Annotated in this window: 18 protein-coding genes; 10 read left to right on the forward strand and 8 right to left on the reverse strand. The window is 72.8% G+C overall.

The window, feature by feature from the left end; all coding sequences use genetic code 11:
• Positions 1-72 precede the first annotated feature (72 nt).
• Positions 73-498: a hypothetical protein gene (locus tag ACWEVP_RS23655; RefSeq protein WP_452064734.1), complete on the forward strand. Its 426-nt coding sequence runs from the start codon at positions 73-75 to the stop codon at positions 496-498.
• On the opposite strand, the gene ACWEVP_RS23660 is transcribed toward ACWEVP_RS23655, so the two are convergent.
• The 5 genes from ACWEVP_RS23660 to ACWEVP_RS23680 all read right to left on the reverse strand — a co-directional run bounded on the left by ACWEVP_RS23660 (position 495) and on the right by ACWEVP_RS23680 (position 4,183).
• Positions 495-1,172 (reverse strand): GNAT family N-acetyltransferase, encoded by a 678-nt coding sequence (locus tag ACWEVP_RS23660; protein ID WP_452064735.1) that lies wholly within the window; start codon positions 1,170-1,172, stop codon positions 495-497. The two genes, ACWEVP_RS23655 and ACWEVP_RS23660, sit on opposite strands and share 4 nt — an antisense overlap.
• 61 nt (positions 1,173-1,233) lie before the next feature.
• A complete protein-coding gene (locus tag ACWEVP_RS23665; RefSeq protein ID WP_452064736.1) occupies positions 1,234-1,857 on the reverse strand; it encodes a hypothetical protein in 624 nt (207 codons plus the stop codon).
• Positions 1,858-1,932: 75 nt separating this feature from the next.
• Complete coding sequence (locus tag ACWEVP_RS23670; RefSeq protein WP_452064737.1) at positions 1,933-2,346, reverse strand: VOC family protein; 414 nt, start codon at positions 2,344-2,346, stop codon at positions 1,933-1,935.
• Between the two features lie 71 nt (positions 2,347-2,417).
• The gene (pspAB, locus tag ACWEVP_RS23675) at positions 2,418-2,975 is read right to left on the reverse strand and encodes a PspA-associated protein PspAB (RefSeq protein WP_452064738.1); all 558 of its coding nucleotides are present in this window, start codon (positions 2,973-2,975) and stop codon (positions 2,418-2,420) included.
• A 218-nt stretch (positions 2,976-3,193) separates the two neighbouring features.
• Entirely contained in the window at positions 3,194-4,183 is a 990-nt protein-coding gene (locus tag ACWEVP_RS23680) for a zinc-dependent alcohol dehydrogenase family protein (RefSeq protein WP_452064739.1), read from the reverse strand.
• A gap of 86 nt (positions 4,184-4,269) precedes the next feature.
• On the opposite strand from ACWEVP_RS23680, the gene ACWEVP_RS23685 reads away from it, so the two are divergent.
• From ACWEVP_RS23685 to ACWEVP_RS23705, 5 genes are all read left to right on the forward strand, one after another.
• Positions 4,270-4,590, forward strand: a complete 321-nt coding sequence (locus ACWEVP_RS23685; RefSeq protein WP_452064740.1) for an ArsR/SmtB family transcription factor — start codon at positions 4,270-4,272, stop codon at positions 4,588-4,590.
• 70 nt (positions 4,591-4,660) lie between these two features.
• Positions 4,661-5,101: a MarR family winged helix-turn-helix transcriptional regulator gene (locus ACWEVP_RS23690; RefSeq protein WP_452064741.1), complete on the forward strand. Its 441-nt coding sequence runs from the start codon at positions 4,661-4,663 to the stop codon at positions 5,099-5,101.
• Positions 5,098-5,901 (forward strand): ABC transporter ATP-binding protein, encoded by an 804-nt coding sequence (locus ACWEVP_RS23695; protein ID WP_452064742.1) that lies wholly within the window; start codon positions 5,098-5,100, stop codon positions 5,899-5,901. Before ACWEVP_RS23690 ends, ACWEVP_RS23695 begins: the two co-directional genes overlap by 4 nt.
• Complete coding sequence (locus ACWEVP_RS23700) at positions 5,861-6,682, forward strand: ABC transporter permease (RefSeq protein WP_452064743.1); 822 nt, start codon at positions 5,861-5,863, stop codon at positions 6,680-6,682. The genes ACWEVP_RS23695 and ACWEVP_RS23700 overlap by 41 nt, the downstream gene beginning before the upstream one ends.
• A 36-nt stretch (positions 6,683-6,718) precedes the next feature.
• On the forward strand, positions 6,719-8,833 hold the full coding sequence (locus ACWEVP_RS23705) for a transglycosylase domain-containing protein (protein ID WP_452064744.1): 2,115 nt from the start codon (positions 6,719-6,721) through the stop codon (positions 8,831-8,833).
• Here ACWEVP_RS23705 and ACWEVP_RS23710 read toward each other — a convergent pair.
• Positions 8,830-9,255, reverse strand: a complete 426-nt coding sequence (locus ACWEVP_RS23710; RefSeq protein WP_452064745.1) for a nitroreductase/quinone reductase family protein — start codon at positions 9,253-9,255, stop codon at positions 8,830-8,832. The genes ACWEVP_RS23705 and ACWEVP_RS23710 overlap by 4 nt on opposite strands.
• Positions 9,256-9,356: 101 nt before the next feature.
• On the opposite strand from ACWEVP_RS23710, the gene ACWEVP_RS23715 reads away from it, so the two are divergent.
• Complete coding sequence (locus ACWEVP_RS23715; RefSeq protein WP_452064746.1) at positions 9,357-9,749, forward strand: zinc-ribbon domain-containing protein; 393 nt, start codon at positions 9,357-9,359, stop codon at positions 9,747-9,749.
• A gap of 345 nt (positions 9,750-10,094) precedes the next feature.
• Here the strand turns inward: ACWEVP_RS23715 and ACWEVP_RS23720 are convergent, their stop codons facing one another.
• Positions 10,095-10,706 (reverse strand): PhoU domain-containing protein, encoded by a 612-nt coding sequence (locus ACWEVP_RS23720; protein ID WP_452064747.1) that lies wholly within the window; start codon positions 10,704-10,706, stop codon positions 10,095-10,097.
• Positions 10,707-10,832: 126 nt separating this feature from the next.
• On the opposite strand from ACWEVP_RS23720, the gene ACWEVP_RS23725 reads away from it, so the two are divergent.
• The 3 genes from ACWEVP_RS23725 (at position 10,833) to ACWEVP_RS23735 (ending at position 13,134) form a co-directional block, all read left to right on the forward strand.
• On the forward strand, positions 10,833-11,276 hold the full coding sequence (locus ACWEVP_RS23725; protein ID WP_452064748.1) for a single-stranded DNA-binding protein: 444 nt from the start codon (positions 10,833-10,835) through the stop codon (positions 11,274-11,276).
• Between the two features lie 115 nt (positions 11,277-11,391).
• The gene (locus ACWEVP_RS23730; RefSeq protein ID WP_452064749.1) at positions 11,392-11,685 is read left to right on the forward strand and encodes a hypothetical protein; all 294 of its coding nucleotides are present in this window, start codon (positions 11,392-11,394) and stop codon (positions 11,683-11,685) included.
• A 462-nt stretch (positions 11,686-12,147) separates the two neighbouring features.
• Complete coding sequence (locus tag ACWEVP_RS23735) at positions 12,148-13,134, forward strand: pirin family protein (protein WP_452064750.1); 987 nt, start codon at positions 12,148-12,150, stop codon at positions 13,132-13,134.
• Here ACWEVP_RS23735 and ACWEVP_RS23740 read toward each other — a convergent pair.
• On the reverse strand, positions 13,103-13,951 hold the full coding sequence (locus ACWEVP_RS23740; RefSeq protein WP_452064751.1) for an alpha/beta fold hydrolase: 849 nt from the start codon (positions 13,949-13,951) through the stop codon (positions 13,103-13,105). The two genes, ACWEVP_RS23735 and ACWEVP_RS23740, sit on opposite strands and share 32 nt — an antisense overlap.
• Positions 13,952-13,958 lie beyond the last annotated feature (7 nt).

Genomic DNA, 13,958 nt, shown 5'->3' on the forward strand with positions numbered 1-13,958 from the left:
TGGCCGGAACCCGGCGGTTTGTGGCATTCCAGCCACTCCCGCGGGCCGCGTGCGGGCCGCTAGTTTCGGCGCGTGTCGAAAATCCTGCTCTCGGTCCACGTCCTGGCGGCGGTGCTCGCCGTCGGCCCGGTCGCCGTCGCGGCCAGCATGTTCCCCGCCGCCATCCGGAAGGGCGACGTCAAGGTCGCGACGATGCTGCACCGGATCTGCCGCGTGTACGCCTACGCCGCCATCGCGGTCCCCGTGTTCGGGTTCGGCGTCGCCGGCACGATGCACGTGATGGGCGACCCGTGGCTGCTTGCTTCGATCGGGCTGACCGCCGTCGCGGCCGCCGTGCTCGCACTGCTGGTGCTGCCGCGGCAGAAGCGGTTCCTGGCCGACGAGCCCGCTTCCGGCACACTGGGCAGGCTCGCGATGGTCACCGGGGTGTTCAACCTGCTGTGGGCGGCGGTGACGGTGCTGATGATCGTCCGGCCGGGCTCCTCGACCGGCGCCTAGCCCGGCACGCGCACCGCGACGAAGTCCGGCCGGTGCCGCACGGCGAACCCGAGTGAGAGGTAGAGGCGGATCGCCGAGGTGTTGCTCGCGGCGGCGTGCATCATCGGCGTCTCGCCGCGCTCGCGGATGCCCGCCGCCACGGCCAGCACCAATCGCGTCGCGAGGCCGTGCCCGCGGTGGGCCGGGTCGGTGCAGACCGCGCTGATCTCGGTGTAGCCGGGTGGGTGCAGCCGCTCCCCCGCCATCGCGACCAGCGCGCCTTCGCGCCGGATCCCGAGGTAGGTGCCGAGCTCGACGGTCCGCTTGCGGAACGGCCCCGGCTTCGTCCGCTCGACGAGGTCGAGCATCTCCGGCACGTCCGCGAGCCCCAGCCGCACGGCTTCGGGGTCCGGCGCGGCCGCGACGCCCTCGTCGACCAGCTGGATCCCCGGGAGCGCGTCGAGCACTTCCCAGCCCGCCGGCGGCCGGGCGGCGGTCGCGGCGAGCACGACGACCGCGCCCGGGCCGCCGAGCGCGGCGACGTCCCGCCAGTCCTGCTCGCCCGGGTCGTCGGGCAGCCCGAGGAAGGGAGCGACGTCCTCGGGGTAGCGCAGCACGCGCCCGCGCCGTTCGGCGAAGCGGGCGTGCGGACCGTTCAGGGACGTCCACGTCGGGTTGTCCAGCGGAGAAGCCATGCGTCCAGCATGCGGAAAACGGCCGGCCGGACGGCTGTGCTCCCACATCATGAGCAAGCGCTCAGCCGACCGTCGTCAGCTCCTCGTCCGAGAGCACGCCGGACCCGGCCGACACGACCAGCCTGCCGCCACCCACCTGGTATGTGTAGTCGCCGTTCTTCGCGACGAAACCGTCGCCCGAAGCCTGCGCCGGCAGCACGATGTGCGTGTCGTCCGAGGCCGCCTGCCCGCGGGCCTGGCCGTCGTAGAAGATCCGGCCGTCCGGCACCTGGCAGATCGTGATCAGCGACTTCGGCGTCTGCGCGACCAGCAGCGCGGTGCCCTGGCCTCCCGGCAGGTAGCGGGCCGCGTCGCCCGGGCACGGCTTCCCGGCCGGTGTCGTGGAAGTCGTCGGCGGCGGCGGGGTCAGGGCCTGCGCGGTCGTGACGACGGTCTTCGTGGTGGGCACGGCGGGCGTGGTGTACGACGGGAACGGCCCGGCCGCGTCCGGCGACGGCTTCGAGCGCCCGGTGAACAGCAGGACTCCGCCGACCGCGACGCCGGCGACGAGCATGAGCGTCAGCAGCACCCACAGCGCCCGCGCGCGGGCCCGGCCCGGTGCCAGGCTCGCGCACGTGCCGCACCGGCCGGCGGCGGGGTCGTTGACCGAACCGCACTGCGCGCACGTCCACGGGGAACCCGCCATCGGGCCTCCTTCGCCCCGGCGCGGGACCACGCCGGCCACTTCATCGTCACCGACGCGGCCGCGCGCTGCAACGCGCTACTGGGCCTGGTGGACCACGTTCACCATCCACGGGATGCCGAACCGGTCGACGCAGGCACCGAATTCGTCGCCCCACATCTGCTTTTCGAACGGAACCGTCACGGTGCCGCCGTCGCTCAGCTCGTCCCAGTAGCCGCGCAGGATGTCGGCGTCGTCGCCGCTGAGGCTGACCGTGATGTTGGTGCCCGGGTTGTACTCCATCCCGGCCGGGGTGTCGGACGCCATGAGCGTGTAGCCCTGGTCGGTTTCCAGCTGGGCGTGCATGATCTTGTCCGCGTCCGCTCCTTCGGGTGAGCCGAATTCCCCGAACGTGTTCATCTTCAGGGTGCCGCCGAAGACGCTCTGGTAGAACTCCATGGCCTGTCGGGCCTCGGCGCGGAAGCTCAGGTACGGGTTGAGCACAGAAGCCACTGCGATCTCCTACTCCTCGAACGAGAGCAGCATCCTCGCAGAAGCCCGTGACCTCGACAAACGCGGGAATTTCAGACGACGAACCGGCGGTCGGCGTGCGGTTCCAACGGCAGCGCGCCGTGCAGTGCGGCGCGGGCACGCAGCTCCAGTGCGCGGTCGAGGGGCGCGGACCCGGCCGCCGCGGCGGTGTGGAAGGTGCCGCGGTCGAACAGGTACACCAGCGCGAGCTTGCGCTCGCGGCGCCCGGTCTGCTCGGCGAACTCGACCGTCGCCGACCGCAGGCAGCCGCCGTAGCCCGCCCGCGCCAGCCGGTCGGCGACGTCGACCAGGTCGCCGGTCAGCACGCGCAGGTCGCGGTCGCGGCGCCAGCACCGGACCGTCGAGCGGCCGTGCAGGTCCTGCGTCACCAGCGGGTGCACCGGCAGCCGGGCCGACGTCGCGGCGATCAGCTCCGCCTCGGTGCGGGCCAGTGCGTCCCCGTCCACCCTGAAGCCGACCGTGCCGCCGCCGGTGGGCGCCAGTCCGAGCGCGGCGCGCATCCGCGGGGCGGCCGCGGCGAGGGTGTAGAGGGATTGCAGGTGCGGGCGGGAGGTCCAGCACCGGACGAGCTTGCTGTCCAGCAGAGTCATGTGTCCTGTCTCCGGTTGCGGAAGACCGCCGGACCGGGCGCACTGGCAATGTCCACTGTGGACGTCAGGCGCGGGGACGCGGGGTCGGAAAGGACAGCATGCGCCCGCGACCCCCGCTTCCCGGCGAGAACCACGCGATCACGCGGCGAGCGGCAGCACTTCGCCGCCGAACGGTCACTCCGGGTCAGGTTCAGCCGATCAGCGGTATCCCTTTCGCCTCACGCGGTAGTGATCACGACCTTGCCGAAGTTCTCGCGGCTCCGGAACCGCTCGATCGCCGCCGGAGCGTCGTCGAACGCGAAGACGCTGTCGACCACCGGCTCGATCGGGCGGACCGCGAGCCGGCGCACGAGGTCCTCGGTGTCCTCCCGGCTGCCGACCCAGATCTTCCGCACGGTCGCGCCGCTGCGGAACAGGTCCATGAACTCGATCGGCGGCCCTTCGGCGCCGACGAACCCGACGAGCGCGATTTCCGCGTGGTGCGTCCCGGCGGCGACGAGCGACTGCGCGAACGTGCCGGGCCCGCCGACCTCGACGATCCGGTCCGCGCCCCGGCCACCGGTGGCGTCGAGGACCGCTTTGCCCCACTCCGGGGTCGCCCGGTAGTCGATCACGGTGTCCGCGCCGAGCCCGGCCAGCTTCGCCGCCTTCTCCGGGCTGGACGTCGTCGCGACCACCCGCGCGCCCAGCACCTTGGCCAGCTGCAGGGCGAACAGCGACACCCCGCCGGTGCCGAGGGTGAGCACGACCTCGCCCGGCCGCACCCCGGCCAGCGACGTCCACGCGGTGACGGCGGCGCACGGCAGCGTCGCACCTTGTTCGAAGGTGAGCGAGTCCGGCAGCGCGACGAGCGCGTGCTCCGGGACGGCGCGGTAGTCGGCGAGCCAGCCGTCCTGGCCGTTCCCGTAGCCGGACAGCACGTCCGGCAGCCGGCCGGCGATCCAGTTCGAGTGGAAGGCGTTGAGCACGCGGTCGCCGGTCGCGAAGCGCGTGACACCTTCGCCGACCGCGGCGACCTCGCCCGCGGCGTCGGAGAGCGGGATGAGATCCCCGGGGCCGTTGGTGAAGTGGTCGCCGTCGAGGATGAGCAGGTCCCGGTAGTTGAGCGAGGTCGCCCGCACGCGGACGAGCACCTCCCCGCGCTGCGGCTCGGGGACGGGCTCTTCGCGCCGGACTAGGTTGCCGGCTCCCCGGCGGTGGACGCGCACTGCCGACCTCCCTCATGTTAACCAAATGGCTAACATCGACCATGGCACAGCCACCCGGGGTCCGGCAACCGAGGGATACTCGGACCATGGCCAGCCGCACCGCGACCCCCTTGGCGCACCCGGACCTCGCGGACGTCTCGTTCGCCGCGGCCCTGGAAGCCCTGCGCGACCCGCACCGGCTGGCCATGGTCGCCGCCCTCGCCCGCGAACCCGGCCAGTCGTGCGGCGCGATCATGCCGCCGGTCAGCAAGCCCGCGGCGTCACGGCACTTCAAGATCCTGCGCGCCGCCGGGTTGCTGAAGCAGTGGGACAGCGGCACCCAGCGGCTCAACGCGTTGCGCCGTGAGGAGTTCGACGCCCGCTTCCCCGGCCTGCTCGCCCTGGCCCTCGCCGAAGCCGCCCGCTGATCCGGGATCTTCCTCGCCAACCAGACATTTAGCGTTGCTAATAGTTCTGAGTCAGAGCTACCTTGCCGGCATGACCGAACTCGCCGACCGCCTCCTGGGCGCAGTCCAGGGGATCCGCCGCGTGGTGCGCCGCCGGGTGCGCGCCGACGTGCCGGGCACGCCCCTGCCCGGAGCACAGGTCGAGGTCCTGCGGGTGGTGGCCGACCGGCCCGGCGTGGGCGTCGCCGCGGCCGCGCGCGAACTGCACCTGGCCGCCAACTCCGTCAGCACGCTGGTCAACCAGCTCGTCGAAGCCGGGCTGCTGCGCCGCGAACCCGACCCGGCCGACCGGCGCGCCACGCGGCTGGAGATCACCGGCGCGGCGCGCGAGCGGATGGCCGCCTGGCGGCGCGCCCGCACCGGGCTCGTCGCCGACGCGCTCGCCGGGCTGTCCGAAGAGGACACCGCGGCGATCGAGCAGGCGTTGCCCGCCCTCGAAAAGCTCATGGGCATCCTGAAGGAGCAGCCATGACCGAACCCGCGGTGCGGTGCACCGGGCTGAGTCACTCGTTCGGGACGACGCGCGCGGTCGACGGCGTCGACCTGGAGATCGCGCCGGGCGAGGTGTTCGGCCTGCTCGGCCCGAACGGCGCCGGCAAGACCACGACGCTGCGGATGATCACGACGCTGCTGCCGACCGCGCCGGAGCGCATCACCGTCTTCGGCGTCGACGTCGCGCGCCGCCGGATGGCCGTGCGGCGGCTGATCGGCTACGTCCCGCAGCAGCTGTCCGCCGACGGCGCGCTGACCGGCCGCGAGAACGTCGCGCTGTTCGCGCGGCTCTTCGACGTCCCCCGGGCGCGGCGCGCCGACGAAGTGCGCCGGGCGCTGGACCTCGTCGGGCTGGCCGACGACGCCGACCGCGTCGCGAAGGGCTATTCGGGCGGCATGATCCGCCGCCTGGAACTCGCCCAGGCCCTGGTCAGCTCGCCGCGGCTGCTGATCCTCGACGAGCCGACGATCGGGCTCGACCCCGTCGCCCGCTCCGCGGTGTGGGAGCGGATCACGCGGATCCGCGCCGACACCGGCATGACCGTGCTCGTCACCACGCACTACATGGACGAGGCCGAGCAGTACTGCGACCGCGTCGCGCTGATGCACACCGGCCGGATCCGGGCGCTGGGCACCCCCGCCGAGCTGGAGACCGACCTCGGTCCGGGGTCCACATTGGACGACGTGTTCCGCGCGGTCACCGGTGACCGCCTCGAATCCGACGAAGGAGGGATCCGCAGTGTCCGTGCCGCTCGCCGCACCGCCCACCGTCTCGGCTGACCCCGGCCCGCTGCGCCAAGCGCGCATCCTGGCCGCCCGCGTCGGCGCGATGTGCCTGGTGGAGCTGCAAAAGCTGCGTCGCGACCAGACCGAGCTGCTCACCCGGGCGATCCAGCCCGCGCTGTGGCTGCTGATCTTCGGCGAGACGTTCACGCGGCTGCGCGCGATCCCGACCGGCTCGACGCCCTACCTCGACTACCTCGCGCCGGGCATCCTCGCGCAGTCCGCGCTGTTCATCTCGATCTTCTACGGCATCCAGATCATCTGGGAACGCGACGCGGGCGTGCTCGCCAAACTGCTGGTGACGCCGACCCCGCGGGCCGCGCTCGTCGCCGGGAAGGCGTTCGCCGCCGGCGTCCGCGCGCTCGTCCAGGCCCTGATGGTGCTGGTACTGGCGGCGATCCTCGGCGTCGGGCTGACCGTGAACCCGCTGAAGCTGCTGGCGATGGCGGTCGTGCTCGTGCTCGGGTCGGCGTTCTTCTGCTGCCTGTCCATCGTGATCGCCGGGATCGTGCTGTCGCGTGAACGGCTGATGGGCATCGGGCAGGCGATCACGATGCCGCTGTTCTTCGGCTCGAACGCGCTGTACCCGGTGGACCTGATGCCGTCGTGGCTCAGGGTGCTCAGCCACGTCAACCCGCTGAGCTACCAGGTCGACGCGCTGCGCGGGCTGCTGATCGGCACGCCCGCCCACCTCGGGCTCGACTTCGGCGTGCTGGCCGCGGCGACGGTCGCCGCGATCGCCGTCGCTTCGGCCCTGCTGGGCAGGTTGGCCCGGTGAGGCACATGTCTCACCGAACGGAAGCTTCATTCCGCGATGGCTAATCTCGGTTCCGTGAATGGTCGTCCTGGCGTGTTCTCTTTTGCCGGTTTGTGCGTTCTCGCCGGAATTCTGGTGGCCGGCACGATGGCGCCCGCCGCCATCGGTGCCGGATTGCTGTCGAATCAGGTCAGCGATTCGGTGGACGCCATTTCGGCGCAGCTCGCCGCGGCCGACCCGCCGCTGACCACGACGGTGACCGACCGCGACGGCACCCCGATCGCGACGCTCTACGCCCAGTACCGGCTGCCGGTCACCGCGGCCGGGATCGCGACCACGATGAAGGCCGCGATCATCGCGGTCGAGGACCGCCGCTTCTACACCGAAGGCGGTGTCGACCTGCAGGGAATGCTCCGCGCGGCGGTCAACGACAGCACCGGCGGCGCGCTGCAGGGCGCGTCGACGATCAGCCAGCAGTACGTCAAGAACTACCTCATCAACGTCGTCGACCGGACCGACCCGGTGGCCCAGGCGGCCGATCGCGAGGACTCCCTCGCGCGCAAGCTGCGGGAAGCGAAAATGGCCGTCCAGCTCAACGACACCGTGAGCAAGGACGACATTCTGGCCGATTACCTGAACGTTGTGGAATTCAGTGGAACCGTGTACGGGGTCGGTTCCGCGGCGAAAGCCTACTTCGGGACGACAGCGGACAAACTGACCGTTCCGCAGGCCGCGCTGCTCGCCGGAATGGTGAACAACCCGAGCGTCTACAACCCGTACACGCACGCGGACAAGGCGCTGCAGCGCCGCAATCTCGTCATCGACGACATGGTCACCAACGGGTCGATCCCCGCGTCCTACGCCGCGACAGCCAAAGCGGCGCCGCTCGGCGTGCTGCCGAACGGGCCGGTGGCGCCGCCCTCGACCTGCATGGGCGCGGCGCCGGACGCCGGGTTCTTCTGCGCCTACGCCGAAAGCTATCTGGTCCACGCCGGGTTCACCGTGGACCAGCTGGCCACCGGCGGCTACACGGTCAAGACGACGCTCGACCCCCGGGTCTCCCAGGTGACGAAGGACGCCGTCGACGCGAACGTGCCGACCACCCAGGACGGCGTCGCGAACACCTTCGCCGTCGTGCAGCCGGGTTCGGCGGGCCACCAGGTGCTCGCCATGGTCGCCAACCGGAACTACGGCACCGATCCCGCGCAGGGCGAGACGTCGACGGACATCGTCGCGGACGCGAGCAACGAGTTCGGCGCCGGCTCGTCGTTCAAGATCTTCACCTCGGCCGCGGCGCTCGTCACCGGCAAGGCGGGCCTGGAGACGCCGCTGCCCAACCCGGACAGCCAGTGCTTCCCGGTGCCGGACTCGCGTTCGGCGTGCTACACCGTCCACAACGACGGCCACTACGCGGACCCGATCAGCCTCGCCGACGGCCTGGCGACGTCGCCGAACGTCGCGTTCGTCGGGCTCGAGAGCCAGGTCGGGATGCCCGCCGTGCTCGACATGGCCTACAAGCTGGGGTTGCGCAACACCCTCGCGACCAACGACGCCGGGGCCGCGCCGAACCCCGCGTCCGGCAACCCGCAGTACAGCGAGCCGCAGTCGAAGTACTTCCAGAACCTGCTGTCGTTCACCCTGGGCAACAGCCCGGTGAGCCCGCTGGAGATGGCGAACGTGTCGGCGACGCTGATGAGCGGCGGCGTCTGGTGCCCGCCGGACCCGATCCTGTCGGTGACCGACCGGAACGGGAACGCCGTGCCGGTGGCGCGGCAGGCGTGCGAGCAGGTCATCCCCACGGGGGTGGCGAACACCCTCGAAGCGGGCCTGAGCAAGGACACCACGGACGGCACGTCGGCGCAGGCCGCCCACGCGGCGGGCTGGACGCGGCCCGACATCGGCAAGACGGGCACGACGCAGCAGAGCGAGTCCGTCGCGTTCGTCGGCGGCGTCGACGGCTACGCGGTGTCGTCCATGGTCTTCGCCGACGGGCCGCGCCCGCGCGAGATCTGCCCGGGCACGCCGGTGCACCTGGGCACCTGCGGGCACGGCGCGTTCGGCGGCACGGTCGCCGCGCCGCCGTACTTCCACGCGATGAGCCAGTTGCTGGCGGGCGTGCCCGACCAGCCGATCCCCGGCCCGGACCCGGCGTACCTGACGGCGCGGAACTAGCGCGGTTCGAGGAAGACGAGCGGGATCTCGCGCTCGGTCTTGGTCTGGTAGCCGGCGTAGTTCTTGAACTGCCCGGAGATCTTCGGCCACAGCTTCGCGCGTTCACCGGCGTCGGCGACCCGAGCGTGCATCGGCCGCTTCGGCGCGCCCTTGAGCGACACCTCGACCTCGGGGTTGTCGCGCAGGTTGAGGAACCACGCGGGGTGCGTGTCGTCCCCGCCGCGCGACGCCACGACGACCAGCGTGTCCCCGTCCTGGTGCGGCGAGGTCAGCAGCACGGTGCGCGGCTGCCCGCTCTTGCGCCCGGTGGTGGTCAGCTCCAGCACCGGCATCCCCGCCTGCCAGCCCACCCGGCCACCGGTGAGCTTGATCAGGCCGCGGTGCACGGCGTTCATGGTCTTCAGGGCGAAGTCGCTCGGCATGATCACAATCTAGTCCCCGAGTTCGGCGAAACCGCCACGCGGCGGCGCACCGGTGTGCAAGGCTGCCCGCCGAACGAAGATTTCGGGAGAAAGAAGTACCGATGCTGATCTGGGGCTGGCGGACGCGGATCTACGTGCTGGCGATGACGACCTTCCTGTGCGGCCGGTGCGGCAACCCCGCCTCGCACGCGGTGCGCAAGGCGGTCACGAAGTTCACCCTGTTCTTCATCCCGCTCTTCCCGATCAGCGTGAAGTACTCGGCGCAGTGCACGTTCTGCGGGATCGAGAACCGGATCCCGAAGGAGGACGCCGTCCGCCTGCAGGCGCAGGAGGAGGGGCAGCAGCAGGGTGGGCAGCCGGGTTACCCGCAGCAGCCGCCTTCGCAGGGGTTCCAGTCGCCGCACCCTTCGCAGCCGCAAGGGTTCCCGCAGCCGCAGCACCCGTCGCAGCAGCAGTACCCGCAGCAGGGTCAGTTCCCCCAGCAGGGCAGCTGAGCCGGCGGTAGTCCCAGCGGGCCGGTTCCCGTAGTCGGTCGGCTGGTCCCGCCGAGTATCCAGGCGGCGGGCGTGTCGGTGACCCGCGCCAGGCTCGCCGAAACCCCACGGCGCTCGGCCCGCCGAAGCTCGGCCACCCAAGCGCGCCAACCACTCGCTCCCCGAGCCCAGTGACCGAAGTACGCCACCCAGCCGCGCTCACTCCACCAGGCCCAGGCGACCGCAGCCCGACCGCCCAAGCGCGCCGCTCACCCCGCGCTCAACCCGCCGAGACCCCACAGCCCCAGCGTGTCGCCCCGGAGTCCGGCCGCCCGCCGGCGCACCTCCCGTGTCCTTTTCGGACATTCAGGTGCCAACAGGCACGAACCTCGCCGCCCGGTCCGCGATGGAGGCCGCGGTGGCGGCGAACCGCCCCTGGGCGGCGGCGAGCAACACCACATCGGCCGCGGCGGCGGCCCCGTGCGGCCAGGCGATCCCGGCCGTCTCCTCCCGCAGTTCCCGCTCCGCGGCGCGGGCCAGCGCGACCGCGGCGGCCACCCCGGACCCGCTCTCGCCGGCTAGCTGCCCCCGAAGCGCCCGCGCGGCGGTCACGGCGTGCCCGCCCAACCGCCCGAGCGCGGGCCGCAGCTCCACCGGCACCCGCCACCGCGGTTCCGCGACCTCCCGCGCAAGACCACCCATCCGAGTGAGATCCGCGGCGACGTGAACGGCCGCGACGACCGCCCTCACGTCCTCCTCCCGCGGCGCGTGCAGGACCAGCAGCGCCCCCACGTGGTCCTCGCACGCGGCCCCGAGCGCGGCGACCGCGGCGGCGTCTTCCCGCACGCGTCCGCCCAGCGTGCGGTCACTTTCCAGGGCGCAGCGCGTGGCCTCTTCGAAGGCGATCGCGACCAGCGCGCAGAGGTCCGCCAGCCGCTGGGCGAGCGTGCCCAGCTCCTTCTGAAACGCGGTCGGCATGGCGGCAGGAAACCAGCCCGGACGGGTGCCGGCATCTCGTCGCCCGCCCCGGAACTGTCGGACCCCCGTGCTCTCCTCATCGGCGAGAGCGGTGCACCCCGCACCCGGAGGAGAAGGAGGAGCCCGATGGCAGGCGAAACGCTGGTGACCGTGGTCGGCAACCTGACGAGCGACCCCGAGCTGCGGTTCACCCCGTCCGGCGCCGCGGTCGCGAACTTCACGGTCGCGTCGACGCCGCGCACGTTAGACCGCGAGACCGGCGACTGGCGCGACGGCGACGCGATGTTCCTGCGCTGCAACGTGTGGCGGCAGTACGCGGAGAACGTCGCGGAGTCGCTGCGGCGCGGAGCCCGGGTGATCGTGCACGGCCGGCTGAGACAGCGGTCGTTCGACACGAAGGAAGGCGAGAAGCGCACGGTGGTGGAGCTGGACGTCGACGAGGTCGGCCCCGCCCTGCGGTACGCCACGGCCAAGGTGACCAGGTTGAGCCGGGCGGCGAGCGGCGAGGCGGCCAGTTCGTGGACCCCGGAGCCGGTGCCGGTGGCCGCCGGGGTGGACCCTCCGTTCTGAGTCGATCCGGGCTCGACCGCCGGCGGTGAGGATGAGCCGAAACTTCTGTCGAAATCCCGGCAGCTGGTTCGACGCATGGGTGGACGAGGTCGAACCACGAGCGGGAGGGACCGCGATGAACGGGAACGAACAGACCGGAACACCGGCCGTGCGCCCCCTGGTGAACCACCGGATGCTGGCGATGCTGCGAGCGGTGGCGGCAGGCCGCGGCCGGGTGTCGTGCAGCAGCGAGCCGGACTTGTTCATCGACGGAGTCTCCTGCGGCGACCAGTTCGCGGCCCACGCGCTGGCCCACCTGGGCCTGCTCCGCGCGGCCCGGCCGGGCCTGCCGGGCGAGCTGGTCCCGGCGATCCTGACCGCGGACGGCCAGGCGACGGTCGCGGCGCGCCACCAGCACCACGCCGCCTGAAAGGGCGACGCGAAGCTTGACAACTCCAGAGAGCAAAGCGGCCACCACGCCGCCACGAGCCGGCACCCGCCCAGGCCCGCCCGGCCACCGGCGGGCAACACCGAGCCCGCACCCGCCCGGCCACCGGCGGGCAGCACCGAGCCGGCACCCGCCCAGGCCCGCCCGGCCACCACGCCGCCACGAGCCAGCACCTGCCCAGGCCCGCCCGGCCACCGGCGGGCAACACCGAGCCACCGGAGTTCCACCTGGCCCGGATGCCGGCTGACCCGGCGGGGTCCCCGCCCACGGGAGCTCACCCGACCGGCCGGATCCGCCCTGGGCGCCCACGGCGACCGCGCGTGCGCTGCTGGGCTCGGCGGCGCACGCGCCGTCGGTTCGCTCCGGCTCCGGCCGGCCCGTCCGCCGTGGCAGGACCCGGCCGGCACCCGAGCCCCGCCGGACGACGCGACTACCGTGGCGGACATGAGCAACACCGAGGCCGCCCCCGCCGAGCTCGCCTGTGGCGACCGGCCCACGGCCGCCGACCCCGAGCACCCGGCCGTCGAGATCCTCACCCCGCGCGAAGTCCCCCTGGGCGGCCCGCGCGCGATGCGGGTCCGGCGGACGCTCCCCCAGCGGTCCCGGTCGCTGATCGGCGCCTGGTGCTTCGCCGACCACTACGGCCCGACCGAGGTCACCGGCGCGATGGACGTCGCCCCGCACCCGCACACCGGCCTGCAGACCGTGAGCTGGCTGTTCGCCGGCGAGATCGAGCACCGCGACAGCCTGGGCACGCACGAGCTCGTCCGCCCCGGCGAGCTCAACCTGATGACCGGCGGGCACGGCATCTGCCACTCGGAGGTCTCGACCCCGGCGGCGAAGACGCTGCACGGCGTCCAGCTCTGGGTCGCGCTGCCCGAACGCCACCGGCACACGCCCCGCGCGTTCGACCACTACGTGCCTTCGGTGAACCGCATCGAGGGCGCGGAAATCCGGGTGTTCCTGGGGTCTCTGGCCGGGCGCACCTCCCCGATCCCGACCTACACCCCGCTGCTGGGCGCGGAGATCGTGCTGGGCCCGGACGCCCACATGTCCCTCGGCGTCGACCCCCGCTTCGAGCACGGCGTCCTGGTCGACACGGGCGACGTCGTCGTCGCGGGCACCCGCGTCCGCGCGGCGGAGCTGGGGTACGTCGGCACCGGCGTGCGCTCGCTGACGTTGAGCAACCGCGGCGCCGAATCGACCCGATTCCTCCTGCTCGGCGGCACCCCGTTCGACGAAGAAATCCTGATGTGGTGGAACTTCGTCGGCCGGACCCACGAGGAGATCGCGGCCTTCCGCGAGGCGTGGGAGGCGGAATCCGACCAGTTCGGCACCGTCACCGGTTACCCGGGCACGCCGCAACGGCTGCCGGCGCCCCCGCTGCCCGCGGTCCGCATCAAGCCGCGCCGCAACCCAGGAAACTCCTGACGGCGGATCCGAACCCGGACGGGTCGTCCAGCCACGGGTAGTGCGCGGCGCCGGGCAAGACGACTACCCGGCCGTCCGGGAAGAGCCCGGCGAACTCACCGGCGACGGCCGGGCTGGCGATCCAGTCCAGTTCGCCGGCGACCACGAGCACCGGAGCGCCGACGGCCCCGAGGGCGGCCCGGGTGACGTCGGGCTCGAAAGCGCCGTCGGAGTTGTAGGCGCGCGCGGCGGCGCCGTTGCGCTGGCCCGGCTCGGTGGCCTGGTGGCGGCGGGCGGCGTCGTCCCAGCGGCCGTAGTACATCGGCGCGACGGCGGCCCAGTCGGCGCTGGTCGCCCGCCGCGCGGCGATGGCGTCGTAGGCCGCGGCGGCGTCGTCGAACCAGGGCTCGCCGGCCCGCCGGGCCATGATCCGCCGCCGGTCGTCGACGGAAAGCTGCAGCCCGACGGCCCGCGGGCTCGGCGCGACCAGCGCCAGCCGCCGCAGCCGGCCGGGGTACTGGGCGGCGTAGAGGACGGCGAGGCCGGCCCCGGCCGAGTGCCCGAGCAGGTCGATCCGGTCGAGGCCGAGGTGCTTGCGCAGCGCCTCGACGTCTTCGACCTGCCGGTCGCACCGGTAGGTACCGGGGTCGGCGGGCGCCTCGGAGTCCCCGGTTCCCCGCAGATCGAGCACGGCCAGCCGGGCGCCGAGCCCACCGAGGTCCCCGAGGTACGCCCCGGCGCGCATGGGTCCACCGGGCAGGCAGACCACGGGCTCGCCACCGGAACCGAGGAGGCGGAAGGAGAGCGCGGTCCCGTCGGGCGCGGAGAAGATCGGCATTCCCGAC

It is taken from the genome of Amycolatopsis sp. NPDC003865, from assembly GCF_053605345.1.